This window comes from Streptococcus sp. GMD5S (assembly GCF_000298715.2).
Lineage (GTDB): Bacteria > Bacillota > Bacilli > Lactobacillales > Streptococcaceae > Streptococcus.
The window spans coordinates 24,585-40,664 of sequence record NZ_AJRG02000002.1; the positions used below are offsets into that span (position 1 = coordinate 24,585).

The window sequence follows — 16,080 nt, forward strand, 5'->3', positions numbered from 1 at the left end:
GTCCTTTTTATAAGCTTTTCTTCTTGAAAATAATCAGTCCACTGAAAGAGAAGAAAAGTATGACTGTTACGCAAACCGTGATGGTATAGAGAATAGCTTGACTATTAGTAGTCATAGCATAGGCAAAATCTAGAATTAAATATCGAAGAATTTCAATGTCTGGGAAAACAAGAATTGGAATAGAAACGACAATAGAGCTAATCAGATAACCAATAAATACGGCAAGATAAGAATGAGTTAGGTAGAGAATAAAGGAGACAATCGAAAGCCAAGCGAGTAGGCATAGAAATTGAAGGGAAATCGTCAAGAGGAGATTAGTAACAAAACCATCAGGCATTGTACCAAGTCCGTTTAGTAGAGTCGCGGGAATAAAGGCAATCACAAGACTGGTGATGAGTTGTAAGAGAGCGATACTTGCTAGTACAAAGAATTTAGCAAGGAAAAATTCTGTACGAGAAACGCCAACTGTCAAACTATTTTTATAAAGCTTGCCGATTAAATCGACCCCAAGAACTAAACACACTAGAATAATACAGAGGAAAACGAGGTTTGAGCCGTTATTTGACGCGTTGATTAGAGCTAATATCCCATTCCAACCATGGGTAGGAAGCTCAGGTGGTGCTGCCTGAACTGACATTAGATGCCCTGTAGCTCCAATAGTAGCACCCAGTAACATAAGTACAAAGAGAATGAATTCTGTAATCCAGAATCCTTTTGAGCGGAAAAGACGGTAAAAATCTGCTTGAATGGTATGTATCATGATTTTTCTCCTATTCTACCAATTGGGTGAAGTATTCTTCTAGGTTTTGACGGGCAAAGTAAATCTCATCAATAGCAACATCGGACAAAGTTAGTTGCTTAAGAATCTGTTTGACATCTTGTTCATTACCAAAGATATGGATTTCCTTTTCAGGGTTTACAACCTTAAACTGGAGCTGGATTTGTTCTTTCAATACCTGACAAGCTCTTTCCTTGTCGCTTGTTTTAAGCACAATATAATCCTCGCTCAGTGTTTCAAACTCAGCTTTACTGATTTCACGGATAATCTTACCTTGATCCAGAATACCAAAGCGATTAGCTAAGAGATAGAGTTCTGACAAGATATGGCTAGAGATGAGGATGGTTATGCCTTTTTCTTGATTTAGCCGCTGGATCATGAGACGAAATTCTTTGATTCCAATTGGGTCGAGACCATTAATAGGTTCATCAAGAATAAGGAAGTCGGGTTTGGACAGAAGAGCAATAGCGATACCAAGTCTTTGTTTCATTCCTAGCGAGAAATCACGAAAGACTTTCTTACCTGTATCAGACAAACCTACATAATCTAGTGTTTCTTGAATAACTTTATCAGCATTTGGAATATGGCGGATCATACAATAATATTTCAGATTTTGATAGGCTGTTAAGTGATTATGAGCTACAGGTGATTCGATAACTGAACCTACTCGAGATAAGCCCTTGGTCCACTCATTTTCCGATTGACTAGAAAAGAGGGAAACAGTTCCTTTATCCGCAAACAGTAGTTGTGTAATGATTTTGATAAGAGTAGTTTTACCTGCTCCATTTTTTCCGATTAGACCATAAATATCTCCCTCTTTTATGGTTAGACTAAGATCTTGAAGAATAGCTTGTTGTCCGAATTGTTTGGTCAGTCCATGAATTTCGAGTACTGTTTTCATGATTTTCTCCTTTTGATTTATTTTTCTAACTTTAGTATAAGGTATAGAAATCAAAGAAATATCAAGTAATTCTAAAGAGTTTCTAAAGTTTTGTGATTCTTAAAAAAACAAAACCCAGTTGACATGAACTGGGCTTCTCAATTATAAAATATACTTCTCAATGGCACGCGCAACGCCTTCTTCTTCATTGCTATCTGTAACGTCATTAGCAAGGGATTTGACATGGTCGCTGGCATTTCCCATAGCAATGCCAAGCCCTGCAAACTGAAGCATTTCGATATCGTTATTGGCATCGCCCATGGCCATAATTTCTGAGGGCTCGATCTTCAAAATCTCTGCTAGTCGAGAAAGAGCAGTAGCCTTAGTAGTCCCAAGTGGCATGGCTTCATAAATGACAGGCTGTGAACGAACGCCACTGAATCGTTGGCAAAGCTCCTCAGCAAACCGCTGCTCAAAATCGTCTGTTTGCTCTTTGGTGCCTAAAAACATTCCTTGGAACATACGATACTTGCCACTGGTAGCTTCCTCAAGGGAAATTTCAGTCAAGTCTGAAAAGACGAGTTTGGCATCATTTTGAACGATTTGATTAGGCTTGCCACCGAGAACAAAATAATGTTTCTCATCAAAAAGAGTCAACTGGACGTCGCTTTTTTCTGCTAAGTCATAGAGGTATTCAATGTCAGATGGACTGAGTTCTTGCCAGTCAACTAGACTCCAGTCACTGGTCTGATGGGTTGAGCAACCATTATTGACAATGACGTGCTCGTTCTGTAGGTCAAGTCCTAGTTGTTTATAGTAGGGGAGGACACCGAAAAGCGGGCGACCTGTACAGAGAACCAGTTTGACACCTTTTTCAATGGCTTGGTGAATGGCAGTGATGTGGGCTTGCGGGATTTCCTTGGCTTCATTGAGGAGGGTTCCGTCCATATCCAAGGCTAGTAGTTTAATCATAAGACTTCCTTTTCTAGGTGTTTGCTTTTATTATAGCATATAGACTATAAAATGTCTGACAGAATAGTAACATTTGACTTTCCTTTTCTTGAAAAAGAAAATAAATTCTTATATAATATGTATACTTAATATTTAAGGAGAAATAATGTCAAAGTATCACTTTAATTCAATTTACAAAAATGATGAAACAGAATCTACAGGTCTTCTTTTCATAAAAGTCTACAACAAGTGGGAAAGCAACTTAAAAAGAGTTTTGAAATCGGTTGGTCTTACTCTGCCTCAATTTATCGTTTTGACTTCGCTCTTGTTTCTGACTAATAGAGAGAAATATGTGACACAAGTTGATATTGCTCGGTTCACTGGTATGGATGTCATGACGGTTTCTCAGATTGTCCGGTTACTGGAGAAGAAAAACTACATTAAACGTGATCAACATCCAAAGGATAGTCGGGCAAAACTGGTCTCAGTAACGAAGTCTGGCGCGGAGAAGGTCAATCAAGCTTTACCTTTAGTAGAAGGTGTTGATGAAAATTTTTTTGAAAAACTATCTAACGATAGAGAAGTTTTTAATCGCTTTTTAGTAGAGTTGGAGGATAAAAATGCCTAGATATTGGGTAGGAGTTGTTTCGAAGAACCATGTTTTAAGAGGAGTTGAAGGGAATTTTTGCCAGGTCTGTCATGGAAAGGGTGGCCCCTTAAATCGTATGAAAAAAGGTGACTATCTTTTATACTATAGCCCAAAATACGATATGAATGGTCAAGATAAGTTACAGGCTTTTGTGGCCGTAGGTAAGATTATAGACGACAAGGCCTATCAAGTAGAGCAATTTGAAGGATTCTTTCCCTTTAGACGAAATGTCGAGTATTATCAGCCAGTCAAAGATTGCTCCATAGAAATAGCCAGACAACATCCTGAATGGAAAGACTATACTTCTCGACTTCGTTATGGGCATTTTGAAGTTTCCAAAGACTTTTTTCTCTATATCTTTCAGCATATGAAAGTGGATGATGAAGGATGATTGATTTGCTAATTAAATGATTGTCAACTAGAATTTTGGATTTGGACTGTGAAGCGAACTTTGCTATAATAGAGTAAGAAACTTTGATAAAGCAAACGAGGCTGAGATGAAATTACTGTATACTGATATTCGGACTTCTTTGACTGAAATTTTAACGAGAGAGGCAGAAGAACTGGTTGCTGCAGGCAAGCGGGTTTTCTACATCGCCCCCAACTCTCTTTCATTTGAAAAGGAACGTGCCGTGCTGAAATGCTTGCCTCAGCAGGCTTCTTTTGCGATTACCGTCACGCGTTTCGCTCAAATGGCTCGTTACCTGGTTTTAAATGATTTGCCTGCCAAGACCAGTCTTGATGAAATCGGGCTTGGGATGGCTTTTTATAAGTGCCTTGCGGAACTCGATCCCAAGGACTTGCGTGTTTATGGTGCAATTAAACAAGATCCTCAATTTATCCAGCAGTTGGTTGAACTTTATCATGAGATGACAACTGCTCAGATGAATTTTTTAGACTTGAAAAGTTTGACGGATGAGGATAAACGAGCAGATTTACTCTTGATTTTTGAGCAAGTAACAGCCTATCTTAATCAAGGTCAGTTGGCTCAGGGAAGTCAGCTGTCCCATTTGATTGAGGCTATTGAGAATGACAAGGTAAGCAGTGATTTCAGTCAGATTGCCTTGGTTATTGATGGATTTACCCGTTTTTCTGCCGAGGAGGAGCGTGTAGTGGATCTGCTTCATCGAAAAGGTGTCGAGATTGTCATCGGTGCTTATGCAAGCAAGAAGGCTTATACCAGTCCGTTCACTGAAGGGAATCTCTACCAAGCCAGTGTGGAATTTCTTCATCATTTGGGGGCAAAATACCAAACACCTGCTCAGGATCGTTCTCAGACACATGAGAAAATGGATAGTTTTGACAAAGCCTCTCGTTTGCTGGAGTCTTCTTATGACTTTTCAGAACTCACCTTGGATATCGATGAGAAAGACAGGGAAAACCTGCAAATCTGGTCTTGTTTGACGCAAAAAGAAGAGCTGGAATTAGTAGCCCGTAGCATTCGTCAGAAATTACATGACCATCCAGAACTGAGTTACAAGAATTTCCGTATTTTGCTGGGTGATGTGACTTCTTACCAGTTATCACTGAAAACTATTTTTGACCAGTATCAGATTCCTTTCTATCTTGGTAGAAGTGAATCCATGGCTCACCACCCTTTGACTCAGTATGTCGAATCTATTTTGCGTTTGAAACGCTACCGTTTTCGTCAGGAGGATTTGATTAATCTCCTCAGAACTGGTCTGTATACTGACCTTAGCCAAGAGGATATTGATGCTTTTGAGCAATATCTCCGCTATCTTGGTATCAATGGCTTGCCAGCTTTTCAGCAGACCTTCACTAAATCCCACCATGGAAAGTTTGATTTGGAACGCTTGAATGACATTCGTTTGCGAGTTTTGGCTCCTCTTGAAAAATTATTTGCCAGCCGTAAACAAAAGACTGAAAATCTCTTGCAAAAGTGGAATACTTTTCTAAAAAATGCTGCTTTAAGCAAGCAGATGCAAGAATTGACAGCTACTATGGAAACTCTAGAACAGGAAAGACAAGCTGAAGTTTGGAAAGCCTTCTGCCATGTTTTAGAACAATTTGCGACGGTTTTTGCTGGTTCACAAGTTAGTCTGGAGGACTTCCTAGCCTTGCTCCATTCTGGAATGAATTTGTCCCAGTATCGCACCATTCCAGCGACAGTGGACACCGTTCTGGTGCAGAGTTATGATTTGATTGCACCTATGACCGCTGACTTTGTCTATGCCATTGGGCTGACTCAGGATCATTTGCCAAAAATCGCGCAAAACACCAGTCTGTTAACAGATGAAGAACGACAAAGCCTAAACCAAGCAACCGAAGAGGGAGCGCAATTACTGATTGCAAGTAGTGAAAACCTCAAGAAAAATCGCTATACCATGCTTTCCTTGGTCAATGCTGCTCGTAAGCAGTTGGTGTTGTCAGCACCAAGTCTTCTCAATGAAAATGAGAGCAAGGAATCGGCCTATCTTCAGGAACTGGTGAGTTTTGGATTTAGCCGGATAGAGAAGAAGATTCATCAAAAAAGGCTGTCTAAGGATGATATGGGGTCATATCATAGTCTCCTCTCTAGCCTGGTTGCCTATCATCAGCAGGCAGGTTCAAGTGAAAATGAGCAAGATGTCACCTTTGTCAAGGTTTTGGCTCGTGTCATGGGGAAAAAACTAGATCAAAAAGGTCTTACAAATCCAGCACTCCCAACCAGTCCAAGCAGCAAGCCATTAGAGAAAGAGACCTTGCAGGCTCTATACCCTGCTGACAAAGAGTTTTACCTGTCTACGTCTGGTTTGACGGAGTTTTACCGCAATGAATACAGTTATTTCCTTCGTTATGTCTTAGGTTTACAGGAAGAATTGCGCCTTCGTCCGGATGCTCGCAGTCACGGAAATTTTTTGCATCGTATTTTTGAACGAGCCTTGAAACTGCCTGCTGAAAATCCGTTTGACCAACGACTGGAGCAAGCCATCAAGGAAACCAGCCAAGAACGCGAATTTGAAGCTATTTATCAGGAAAGTTTGGAAGCCCAATTTACCAAGGAAATTCTGCTTGATGTCGCGCGAACTACGGGCCACATCCTTCGTCATAATCCAGCTATCGAAACCATCCAAGAGGAGGCAACATTTGGTGGCAAGGATCAGGCCTTTATTCAATTGGATAATGGTCGGAGTGTTCATGTGCGAGGCAAGGTTGACCGCATTGACCGCCTGAAAGCTGATGGAGCGTTAGGAGTGGTAGACTACAAGTCTAGTTTGACCCAGTTCCAGTTTCCTCATTTCTTCAATGGGCTTAATTCCCAACTGCCAACCTATCTTGCTGCCCTAAAAAGAGAAGGGGAGCAGAACTTTTTCGGAGCTATGTACTTGGAAATGGCTGAGCCTGTCCAATCTTTATTAGCTGTTAAAAGTCTGGCAGGTGCAGTAGTAGAAGCCAGCAAGTCAATGAAATACCAAGGGCTCTTTTTAGAAAAAGAAAGCAGTCATTTGGGTGAGTTTTACAATAAAAATAAGGCCAACCAGCTGACTGATGAAGAGTTTCAGCTCTTGCTAGACTACAATGCACATCTTTATAAAAAAGCAGCAGAGAAGATTTTAGAAGGCCAATTTGCCATCAATCCATACACAGAGAATGGCAAAAGTATTGCCCCGTACGTTCAGCAACACCAAGCCATCACTGGATTTGAAGCTAATTACCATTTGGGACAAGCTCGTTTCCTAGAGAAGTTAGACTTAGCTGACGGCAAGCGTCTGGTCGGAGAAAAACTCAAGCAAGCTTGGTTTGAAAAAATGAGAGAGGAGTTGAATCGATGAAGCCCATTTCCTTTTTAACTGAGGAAGAAATTCAAAAACTGCAAGAAGCAGAAGTGAGTTCAAGCAAGGAACAAAAGAAAACAGCTGAGCAAATCGAAGCCATTTATACTGCAGGGCAAAATATCCTTGTTTCAGCGTCTGCTGGTTCAGGGAAGACCTTTGTTATGGCCGAGCGTATTCTGGATCAATTGGCGCGAGGTGTGGAAATCAGCCAACTCTTTATCTCGACTTTTACTGTCAAGGCTGCTACTGAACTCAAAGAGCGCTTGGAGAAAAAAATCAGCCAACAAATCCAAGAAACCGATGATGTCGAGCTCAAACAACACTTGGGAAGTCAGTTGGCAGACCTGCCAAACGCTGCCATAGGAACCATGGACTCCTTCACGCAAAAATTCCTTGGCAAACATGGCTATCTGATTGATATCGCACCGAACTTCCGTATTCTACAAAATGAAAGTGAACAGTTACTCTTAAAGAACGAAGTTTTTCATCAGGTTTTTGAAGAGCATTACCAAGGTGAGAATAAAGAGAAATTTAGCCGTTTGGTGAAGAACTTTGCTGGACGTGGCAAGGATGAACGAGGTCTGCGCCAGCAAGTCTACAAAATCTATGATTTCCTTCAATCCACCAGTAGCCCCCAAAAATGGCTGAACGAGTCTTTTCTCAAAGGGTTTGAAAAAGCTGACTTTGCAAATGAAAAAGAGAAACTAACTGAGCAAATTAAGCAGGCGCTCTGGGATTTGGAAAGTTTCCTCCGTTATCATCTGGATAACGATGCCAATGAGTTTCCAAAAGCTACCTATTTAGAAGCTGTTCAACAGGTTCTGGATGAAATTGGCTCCTTAAATCAAGAGTCCGATAGTCAGGCTTATCAAGCAGTGCTTGCGCGTGTTGTTGCCATCTCTAAGGAAAAAAATGGTCGAGCTCTGGCTAACTCCAGTCGTAAGGCCGATTTAAAGCCACTGGCTGATGCCTACAACGAAGAGAGAAAGGCCCAGTTTGCAAAACTTGGACAACTAGCAGATCAGATAACCATTCTCGACTATCAAGAACGTTATCATGAAGATACTTGGGAGCTAGCTAAAACCTTCCAAACCTTTATGAGTGATTTTGTGGAGGCTTATCGCGAACGTAAACGCCAAGAAAATGCCTTTGAATTCGCTGATATCAGTCATTACACCATTGAGATTTTAGAGAATTTCCCACAAGTTCGCGAGACTTATCAAGAGAGATTTCATGAAGTCATGGTCGATGAGTATCAGGATACCAACCACATTCAAGAACGGATGCTGGAATTGCTGTCGAATGGTCACAATCGCTTTATGGTGGGAGATATCAAGCAGTCCATCTACCGTTTCCGTCAGGCAGATCCCCAGATTTTCAATGAAAAATTTCAACGCTATGCGCAAAATCCTCAAGAAGGAAAGCTGATTTTGCTCAAGGAAAATTTCCGTAGTAGTTCAGAAGTGCTGTCAGCAACCAATGATGTTTTTGCACGCCTTATGGACCAAGAGGTCGGTGAAATCAACTATGATAGCATGCACCAGCTTGTTTTTGCCAATACCAAACTGACTCCTAATCCAGACAACAAGGCAGAATTTCTCTTCTACGATAAGGGCGATAGTGGGCAAGAGAAAGAAGAAAGTGATGAAGACACGAAACTCACTGGGGAAATGCGCCTTGTCATCAAGGAAATCTTAAAGCTACATCAAGAAAAAGGTGTGGCCTTCAAAGAAATTGCCCTTCTGACTTCCAGTCGCAGTCGTAATGACCAGATTCTACTTGCCCTGTCTGAGTACGGGATACCTGTCAAAACAGACGGTGAGCAAAACAACTACCTCCAATCCTTAGAAGTACAAGTCATGTTGGACACCCTTCGTGTCATCCACAATCCCCTGCAAGACTACGCCTTGGTTGCCCTTATGAAGTCTCCTATGTTTAGTTTCGATGAGGATGAGTTGGCACGTTTATCTCTTCAGAAAGCAGAAGATAAAGTACAAGAGAATCTTTATGAGAAACTAGTTAATGCTCAAAGACAGGTAACTGATCAGAAAGAGTTAATTCACAAGGACCTAGCTGAAAAATTAAATCAATTCATGGATATCTTGGATTCTTGGCGCTTACATGCCAAAACCCACTCTCTCTATGACTTAATTTGGAAGATTTATAATGACCGTTTTTATTATGACTATGTTGGAGCCTTGCCAAACGGACTTGCTAGGCAGGCTAATCTCTATGCCCTAGCGCTACGTGCTGACCAGTTTGAAAAGAGCAATTTCAAAGGCTTGTCTCGTTTTATTCGTATGATTGATCAAGTTTTAGAGGCTCAGCATGACCTCGCAAGCGTAGCTGTCGCACCGCCTAAAGATGCCGTGGAACTTATGACCATTCACAAGAGCAAAGGTCTGGAGTTTCCTTATGTCTTTATCCTCAACATGGATCAGGACTTCAACAAGCAAGACAGCATGTCAGACGTCATTCTCAGTCGTCAAAATGGGCTTGGTGTCAAATACATTGCCAAGGTGGAAACAGGAGCAGTGGAAGCACACTATCCTAAAACCATCAAACTCTCCATTCCTAGCCTAACTTATACGCAGAATGAGAAAGAACTGCAATTGGCTAGCTATTCAGAGCAGATGCGTCTGCTGTATGTTGCCATGACGAGGGCTGAGAAAAAGCTCTATTTTGTCGGTAAGGGTTCTCGTGAAAAGCTAGAAGCCAAGGAATACCCGGCAGCAAATAACGGAAAATTAGATAGCAATACCAGACTGCAAGCAAGAAATTTCCAAGATTGGATCTGGGCTATCAGCAAAGTGTTTGCCAAGGACAATCTCAACTTTAGCTATCGTTTTGTTGGCGAAGACCAGTTGACTAGAGAAGCTATTGGTCAGTTGGAAAACAAGAGCCCTCTACAAGATAGCTCTCAAGCAGACAACCGCCAGTCTGAAACCATCAAAGAAGCTCTGGAAATGCTGAAAGAGGTGGAAGTTTATAATACTCTTCACCGCGCAGCCATTGAGCTTCCTAGTGTTCAAACCCCAAGTCAAATCAAGAAATTCTATGAACCAGTTATGGATATGGAAGGTGTCGAGATTGCAGGTCAAGGCCAGTCAGTAGACAAGAAAATTAGCTTTGAGTTACCAGATTTTTCAACCAAAGAAAAGGTAACAGGAGCTGAGATTGGTAGTGCTACCCACGAACTCATGCAGAGAATTGACCTAAGTCAGCGACCAACCCTTGCTAGCCTGACAGAAACTCTCAAACAAGTTCAAACCAGCCCAGCTGTCAGAGACAAGATCAATCTTGCTAAAATTCTTTCATTCTTTGACACAGCACTTGGTCAAGAAATTCTTGCTAATACAGACCATCTTTATCGCGAGCAACCTTTCTCCATGCTCAAACGAGATCAAAAGAGTCAGGAAGACTTCGTTGTCCGTGGAATCTTGGACGGCTATCTGCTTTATGAGGATCGTATCGTTCTTTTCGACTACAAGACAGACCGCTATGACGAGCCAAGTCAACTCATAGACCGCTATCGTGGTCAATTAGCCCTTTATGGAGAGGCTTTATCACGAGCCTATTTGATTGAAAATATTGAAAAATACTTGATTTTACTCGGTAAAGACGAGGTTCAAGTTGTAAAAGTATAATCTAGAAAGGAGACCTCATGACACTTCCAGTTAGAAAATCCCTGCACGATGCGGTTTTACAGGCTTCAAAAGCCGATACTTGGGAACAGGCTACCAAGGAATGGAATGAAGTTTCCTTGATTTTTAATGGTATCGGCCGTAGCAATTGTGTTTGTGGGAATGCTATCAAATACGCCTACGAACTCTTTAACGGTGTCACAGGCCGACGCCTCTTTCCAATCGGCAGCGATTGTGTTCGTCATTTTCATCGATTGTCCCTTGACCAGCAACTAGAAGAGGAAGAAAAATTACTCAGAAAGGTTGAAAATCTTACCAGAAAAGCCCAGAAAAAGGAAAAAATCAAGGTCAATAAAAGTGACTTTGACGAGCGACTTCTAAAATGGCTCTGGGAAAAAGGCGTTTTCAAGCCTAATCGTGGCAATCAGTTCGCACCTGAGAGAGACTACCAACTCTTCCTAGAAGTCTTTCAAGGAGGAAATTGGACCAAGGCTGAGCCAAAGAAGAAGGCTCGCATGGAAGAAGTCCTTGAAAAATGCATTAAGCCCTTTTTACTTGGAAAACCGGATGATCAACTCTACCTTGTCAAGCTAGGCAAGGAGAAAATTGACTACGAACAAGAACTCCGTATCTAGGCAGAGAAAGAGCGCAAGAAGAGGGATAAAATCGCCAAGCAATATGCAGACAATCTGGTCCTAGCCATGGGACCAGCAGAGCGTGCCTATCAAGACTACTTTGGCTTTACAGAAACCCTAACCCAAGAAGAACGCAAGTGGGAAAAAATACTTTTTGGTAAAAATCGAACAGAACGGGCTATCAAGGCTAAACAATACCAAAAAGAGCTGGAAAAAGACCAACGAATTGCGAGTCAGGATCCAATTGAAAGAAAGCAGAAGCAGACCTGGCTTCTTAATTCCTATTTTCGGGATTTGCCTGATGAAAAAGCTAGATTTTCTCGGCTCTTATTAGAATTTCGAAAAAGTGGAGAAGTACCCTTTTCAGATGAATACTTATCTGAGCATCTCATCGATTTTTTCTACAAGATGAAAGCCTTTGAGTTTGAAATTGCTCCGGATCAAGCTGCTGAATTTTTAAAAGAATGTTTAAGAGCTGATTATTTATCCCCAGCGCAAATTCTCTGGAGTGAAACGATTGTCACAAATTGTATCAGCCCTTTTCTCTCAAGAATACTCTTATAAGAAAAATACCTATAGTCAATATGACTTGATAGGTATTTTCTCGTACTTTGATATAACAATACATTATTTATGCAAACATTTTTACTATATATACTCATTTTTGTAGACAAAAGCCTATGCAAAGAGGGATCATTTATGATAGAATAGATGGTAAGAAAGAAAACGTTTTTATCACGTTTTTTTTAGTCGGAAGGGGAATTATTATGGCTACTATTCAATGGTTTCCGGGTCACATGTCAAAGGCTCGGCGACAAGTTCAGGAGAATTTAAAATTTATTGATTTTGTGACGATTTTGGTGGATGCTCGCCTACCTTTATCTAGTCAAAATCCTATGTTAAACAAGATTGTGGGAGATAAACCCAAACTCTTGATTTTAAACAAGGCAGACCTAGCTGATCCAGCAATGACAAAAGAATGGCGTCAGTACTTTGAATCACAAGGGATTCAAACTCTGGCAATCAACTCCAAAGAGCAAGTTACCGTAAAAGTTGTGACAGATGCAGCCAAAAAGCTTATGGCTGATAAGATTGCACGCCAGAAAGAACGTGGCATTCAGATTGAAACCTTGCGTACCATGATTATCGGAATTCCAAATGCTGGCAAATCAACTCTGATGAACCGTTTGGCTGGGAAAAAGATTGCGGTGGTCGGCAATAAACCAGGTGTTACCAAGGGGCAACAATGGCTCAAAACCAATAAAGACCTTGAAATCCTAGACACACCAGGGATTCTTTGGCCTAAGTTTGAAGATGATGCTGTCGCACTGAAATTAGCCTTAACTGGAGCAATTAAAGACCAGTTGCTTCCTATGGATGAAGTCACCATTTTTGGTCTCAATTATTTCAAAAAACATTATCCAGATAAGCTAGCTGAACGCTTCAAACAAATGAAAATTGAAGAAGATGCTCCTGTTATTATCATGGATATGACACGTGCCCTCGGTTTCCGAGACGACTACGACCGTTTTTACAGCCTCTTCGTGAAGGAAGTTCGTGATGGAAAACTCGGTAACTACACCTTAGATACATTGGACGATATCGATGACGACGATTAAAGAAATCAAAGAACTTCTTGCCACGGTCAAAGACTTATACAATCCCCTTTTTCTTGAACTGGAAAAAGATAGCCGAACTGGAGTTCAAAAGGAAATCAGCAAGCGTAAAAAAGCCATTCAGGCTGAACTGGATGAAGACCTTCGCCTGGAAACTATGCTTTCTTATGAAAAAGAACTTTATAAGCAAGGATTGACTCTAATTGCAGGTGTTGACGAGGTTGGCCGTGGTCCTCTTGCTGGACCTGTAGTCGCTGCAGCCGTTATCTTGCCGAAAAATTGTAAGATTAGAGGCCTCAACGATAGCAAGAAGATCCCCAAAAAGAAACATTTGGAAATTTATCATGCTGTTCAAGATCAAGCCTTGGCAATCGGTATTGGTATCATGGATAATCAGGTCATCGACCAAGTCAATATCTATGAAGCAACCAAGCTGGCCATGAAGGAAGCAATTTCCCAGGTCAGTCCGAAACCTGAGCACCTCTTGATAGACGCCATGAAACTGGAGTTGTCGATTCCCCAAACAGCAATCATCAAAGGAGATGCCAACTCTCTCTCAATCGCAGCTGCATCTATAGTAGCCAAGGTGACACGGGATGAATTGATGAAGGAATATGATCAGCAATATCCTGGATATGATTTTACAGCTAATGCAGGTTATGGAACAGCTAAACACCTAAAAGGACTAGAAAAACTAGGTGTCACCCCAATTCACCGAACCAGTTTTGAACCAGTCAAAACACTGGTTTCAACTAAGAAAGACAAGTAAGAGGAAATGATTATGGAGGAACAGTCAGAAACACTCAGTTCCAAGAAAGAATTTGCCTTTGCCTCAAGCACCATATTATCCCAAGTTGGACGGGGAATCATTGTTGGTCTCGTCGTCGGGCTAATCGTCGGATCTTTTCGTTTCTTAATCGAAAAGGGCTTCCATCTGATACAAGGACTCTATCAAGATCAAGCGCACTTAGTGCGCAATCTTTTTATCATTGGCCTATTTTATGTAATAGTTTGCTGGCTTAGCGCGAAACTAACTCGGTCAGAAAAAGATATCAAGGGTTCAGGAATTCCTCAAGTTGAAGCTGAACTAAAGGGACTGATGAGTCTCAACTGGTGGAGTGTCCTCTGGAAGAAATATGTATTAGGTATTCTTGCTATTGCCAGTGGCCTTATGCTAGGTCGGGAAGGGCCAAGTATTCAACTTGGAGCAGTTGGTGGTAAAGGTATTGCCAAGTGGCTCAAATCTAGCCCAGTAGAGGAACGTTCCCTGATTGCCAGTGGAGCAGCTGCAGGTTTAGCAGCTGCCTTTAATGCACCAATTGCAGGTCTCCTCTTTGTTGTAGAGGAAGTCTATCACCATTTTTCACGATTTTTCTGGGTATCAACTCTAGCAGCTAGTCTCGTAGCAAACTTTGTTTCTCTGCTCATATTTGGCTTAACACCCGTACTGGATATGCCAGACGACATTCCTCTCATGACCCTAGACCAGTATTGGATATACCTCCTTATGGGAGTTTTTCTCGGGCTTTCTGGTTTTCTCTATGAGAAAGCTGTACTCAATGTTGGTCGAGTTTATGATTGGGTTGGTCAAAAAATCCATTTAGATAGAGCTTATTATCCAATCCTAGCCTTTATCCTTATCATACCAGTCGGGATTTTCTTGCCACAAATTCTCGGTGGTGGAAATCAGGTCGTTCTTTCCTTGACTGAGCAAAATTTTAGTTTTCAAGTTCTATTAGCTTACTTTTTGATTCGCTTTGTTTGGAGCATGATTAGCTATGGAAGTGGCCTCCCAGGAGGAATTTTCCTACCCATTTTGGCGCTCGGTTCCTTACTTGGTGCCCTAGTTGGTGTCATTTGTGTCAATCTTGGGCTTGTCAGTCAGGAACAATTCCCTATATTTGTCATTCTGGGAATGAGTGGCTACTTTGGGGCAATTTCCAAGGCTCCCTTAACCGCTATGATACTTGTTACTGAGATGGTAGGGGACATTCGAAACCTCATGCCACTTGGCTTAGTGACCTTAGTCGCCTACATTGTTATGGATCTGCTCAAGGGTGCTCCAGTCTATGAGGCCATGCTCGAAAAAATGCTGCCAGAAGAAGCGACAGATGAAGGAGAAGTCACCCTCATTGAAATCCCTGTATCAGATAAAATAGCAGGAAAACAGGTTCACGAGCTCAACTTGCCACATAACGTACTCATCACCACCCAAGTCCATAATGGCAAAAGCCAAACCGTTAACGGCTCAACTAGAATGTATCTGGGTGATATGATTCACCTAGTGATTCCAAAAAGTGAAATTGGAAAAGTCAAAGATTTGTTGTTATAAGTTCTTTTTACATAATTTATTTTACGTAAAATATTATTGAAAGGATTCTCTATGAAAAGAAATAAGGCAATTGCAGTATATTTGCTAGGCACATTTAGCCAAATAGCATCAGTTTGCCTCCTTTTCTTTCTCTTGAATCATTTTTCTATTCATTCCAATCTATTATCTATTTTAGGAATCTTTCTAGGTGGCATTTCTTCAGCACTTTGGGGAATCATTGTTGCAAATCACTATTTTCATATTCCTTTTAAGAAGATCGTTAACGATTTTTTTAACATTCATACCAGTTACAAACATTATTTATTATCTTTTTTCCTTATTGTCCTTGATTTTTCTTTTCTAATGTTTGGTGGGCAAATAGTAGAATTTAGCTGGTATCTCCCGTTTTTGATGTTCTTCAAATTTATTGTCTTTGGTGGTATAGAAGAGATTGGATGGCGATATGTCTTTCAACCAATTTTACAAGAGAAGCTACCGTATTTTCCCTCAACAATCCTAACCTTTTTCAGCTGGGCGATTTGGCATCTGTTGTTCTTTTACATTGATGGTTCCCTAGCAACTCTGCAAATTCTACCGTTTTTATTTGGATTGCTGACGAATTCTTTCATACTCTCAGCTCTATATAACAAAACAAAGAATCTCTGGATTTGCGTTATGACACATTCGATCATTAATGTCTTGTCTCAGATAACCATAGACACTGATCGATCCGAAACCTACCTGCTTAAAATCTTCATCATCTTGGTATCCTGCTATATGGTAATACATAAAAAAGATGAGTATAGTCGGTAGCTGATTTTGTTGGAAACAGTATTATTC

Annotated in this window: 11 protein-coding genes and 1 pseudogene; 9 read left to right on the forward strand and 3 right to left on the reverse strand. The window is 41.0% G+C overall.

Going from position 1 to position 16,080, the window contains the following annotated elements; genetic code table 11:
- Positions 1 to 7: 7 nt before the first annotated feature.
- The 3 genes from GMD5S_RS0201620 to GMD5S_RS0201630 all read right to left on the reverse strand — a co-directional run bounded on the left by GMD5S_RS0201620 (position 8) and on the right by GMD5S_RS0201630 (position 2,630).
- A complete protein-coding gene (locus GMD5S_RS0201620) occupies positions 8 to 760 on the reverse strand; it encodes an ABC transporter permease (protein ID WP_000581972.1) in 753 nt (250 codons plus the stop codon).
- Between the two features lie 10 nt (positions 761 to 770).
- The gene (locus tag GMD5S_RS0201625) at positions 771 to 1,679 is read right to left on the reverse strand and encodes an ATP-binding cassette domain-containing protein (RefSeq protein WP_000859684.1); all 909 of its coding nucleotides are present in this window, start codon (positions 1,677 to 1,679) and stop codon (positions 771 to 773) included.
- 141 nt (positions 1,680 to 1,820) lie between these two features.
- The gene (locus GMD5S_RS0201630; protein ID WP_000593606.1) at positions 1,821 to 2,630 is read right to left on the reverse strand and encodes a Cof-type HAD-IIB family hydrolase; all 810 of its coding nucleotides are present in this window, start codon (positions 2,628 to 2,630) and stop codon (positions 1,821 to 1,823) included.
- Positions 2,631 to 2,775: 145 nt separating this feature from the next.
- Here GMD5S_RS0201630 and GMD5S_RS0201635 point away from each other — a divergent pair, with 145 nt between their 5' ends.
- The 9 genes and pseudogenes from GMD5S_RS0201635 (at position 2,776) to GMD5S_RS0201680 (ending at position 16,053) form a co-directional block, all read left to right on the forward strand.
- Positions 2,776 to 3,237: a MarR family winged helix-turn-helix transcriptional regulator gene (locus tag GMD5S_RS0201635; RefSeq protein WP_000049669.1), complete on the forward strand. Its 462-nt coding sequence runs from the start codon at positions 2,776 to 2,778 to the stop codon at positions 3,235 to 3,237.
- Positions 3,230 to 3,649 carry an EVE domain-containing protein gene (locus GMD5S_RS0201640; RefSeq protein WP_001138492.1) on the forward strand — a complete coding sequence of 140 codons (420 nt, stop codon included), beginning with the start codon at positions 3,230 to 3,232 and terminating at the stop codon, positions 3,647 to 3,649. The genes GMD5S_RS0201635 and GMD5S_RS0201640 overlap by 8 nt, the downstream gene beginning before the upstream one ends.
- A gap of 106 nt (positions 3,650 to 3,755) precedes the next feature.
- A complete protein-coding gene (gene rexB, locus GMD5S_RS0201645) occupies positions 3,756 to 7,031 on the forward strand; it encodes an ATP-dependent nuclease subunit B (protein WP_000772382.1) in 3,276 nt (1,091 codons plus the stop codon).
- Positions 7,028 to 10,681 (forward strand): helicase-exonuclease AddAB subunit AddA, encoded by a 3,654-nt coding sequence (addA, locus tag GMD5S_RS0201650; RefSeq protein ID WP_000802726.1) that lies wholly within the window; start codon positions 7,028 to 7,030, stop codon positions 10,679 to 10,681. The genes rexB and addA overlap by 4 nt, the downstream gene beginning before the upstream one ends.
- A gap of 17 nt (positions 10,682 to 10,698) precedes the next feature.
- Positions 10,699 to 11,877: pseudogene (locus tag GMD5S_RS10775) on the forward strand (hypothetical protein).
- Positions 11,878 to 12,080: 203 nt separating this feature from the next.
- Positions 12,081 to 12,932 carry a ribosome biogenesis GTPase YlqF gene (gene ylqF / locus GMD5S_RS0201665; protein WP_000201284.1) on the forward strand — a complete coding sequence of 284 codons (852 nt, stop codon included), beginning with the start codon at positions 12,081 to 12,083 and terminating at the stop codon, positions 12,930 to 12,932.
- The gene (locus GMD5S_RS0201670; protein ID WP_000207517.1) at positions 12,919 to 13,698 is read left to right on the forward strand and encodes a ribonuclease HII; all 780 of its coding nucleotides are present in this window, start codon (positions 12,919 to 12,921) and stop codon (positions 13,696 to 13,698) included. Before ylqF ends, GMD5S_RS0201670 begins: the two co-directional genes overlap by 14 nt.
- 12 nt (positions 13,699 to 13,710) lie before the next feature.
- A complete protein-coding gene (locus GMD5S_RS0201675; protein WP_000392577.1) occupies positions 13,711 to 15,261 on the forward strand; it encodes a ClC family H(+)/Cl(-) exchange transporter in 1,551 nt (516 codons plus the stop codon).
- A 51-nt stretch (positions 15,262 to 15,312) separates the two neighbouring features.
- On the forward strand, positions 15,313 to 16,053 hold the full coding sequence (locus GMD5S_RS0201680) for a CPBP family intramembrane glutamic endopeptidase (RefSeq protein ID WP_000827852.1): 741 nt from the start codon (positions 15,313 to 15,315) through the stop codon (positions 16,051 to 16,053).
- Positions 16,054 to 16,080 lie beyond the last annotated feature (27 nt).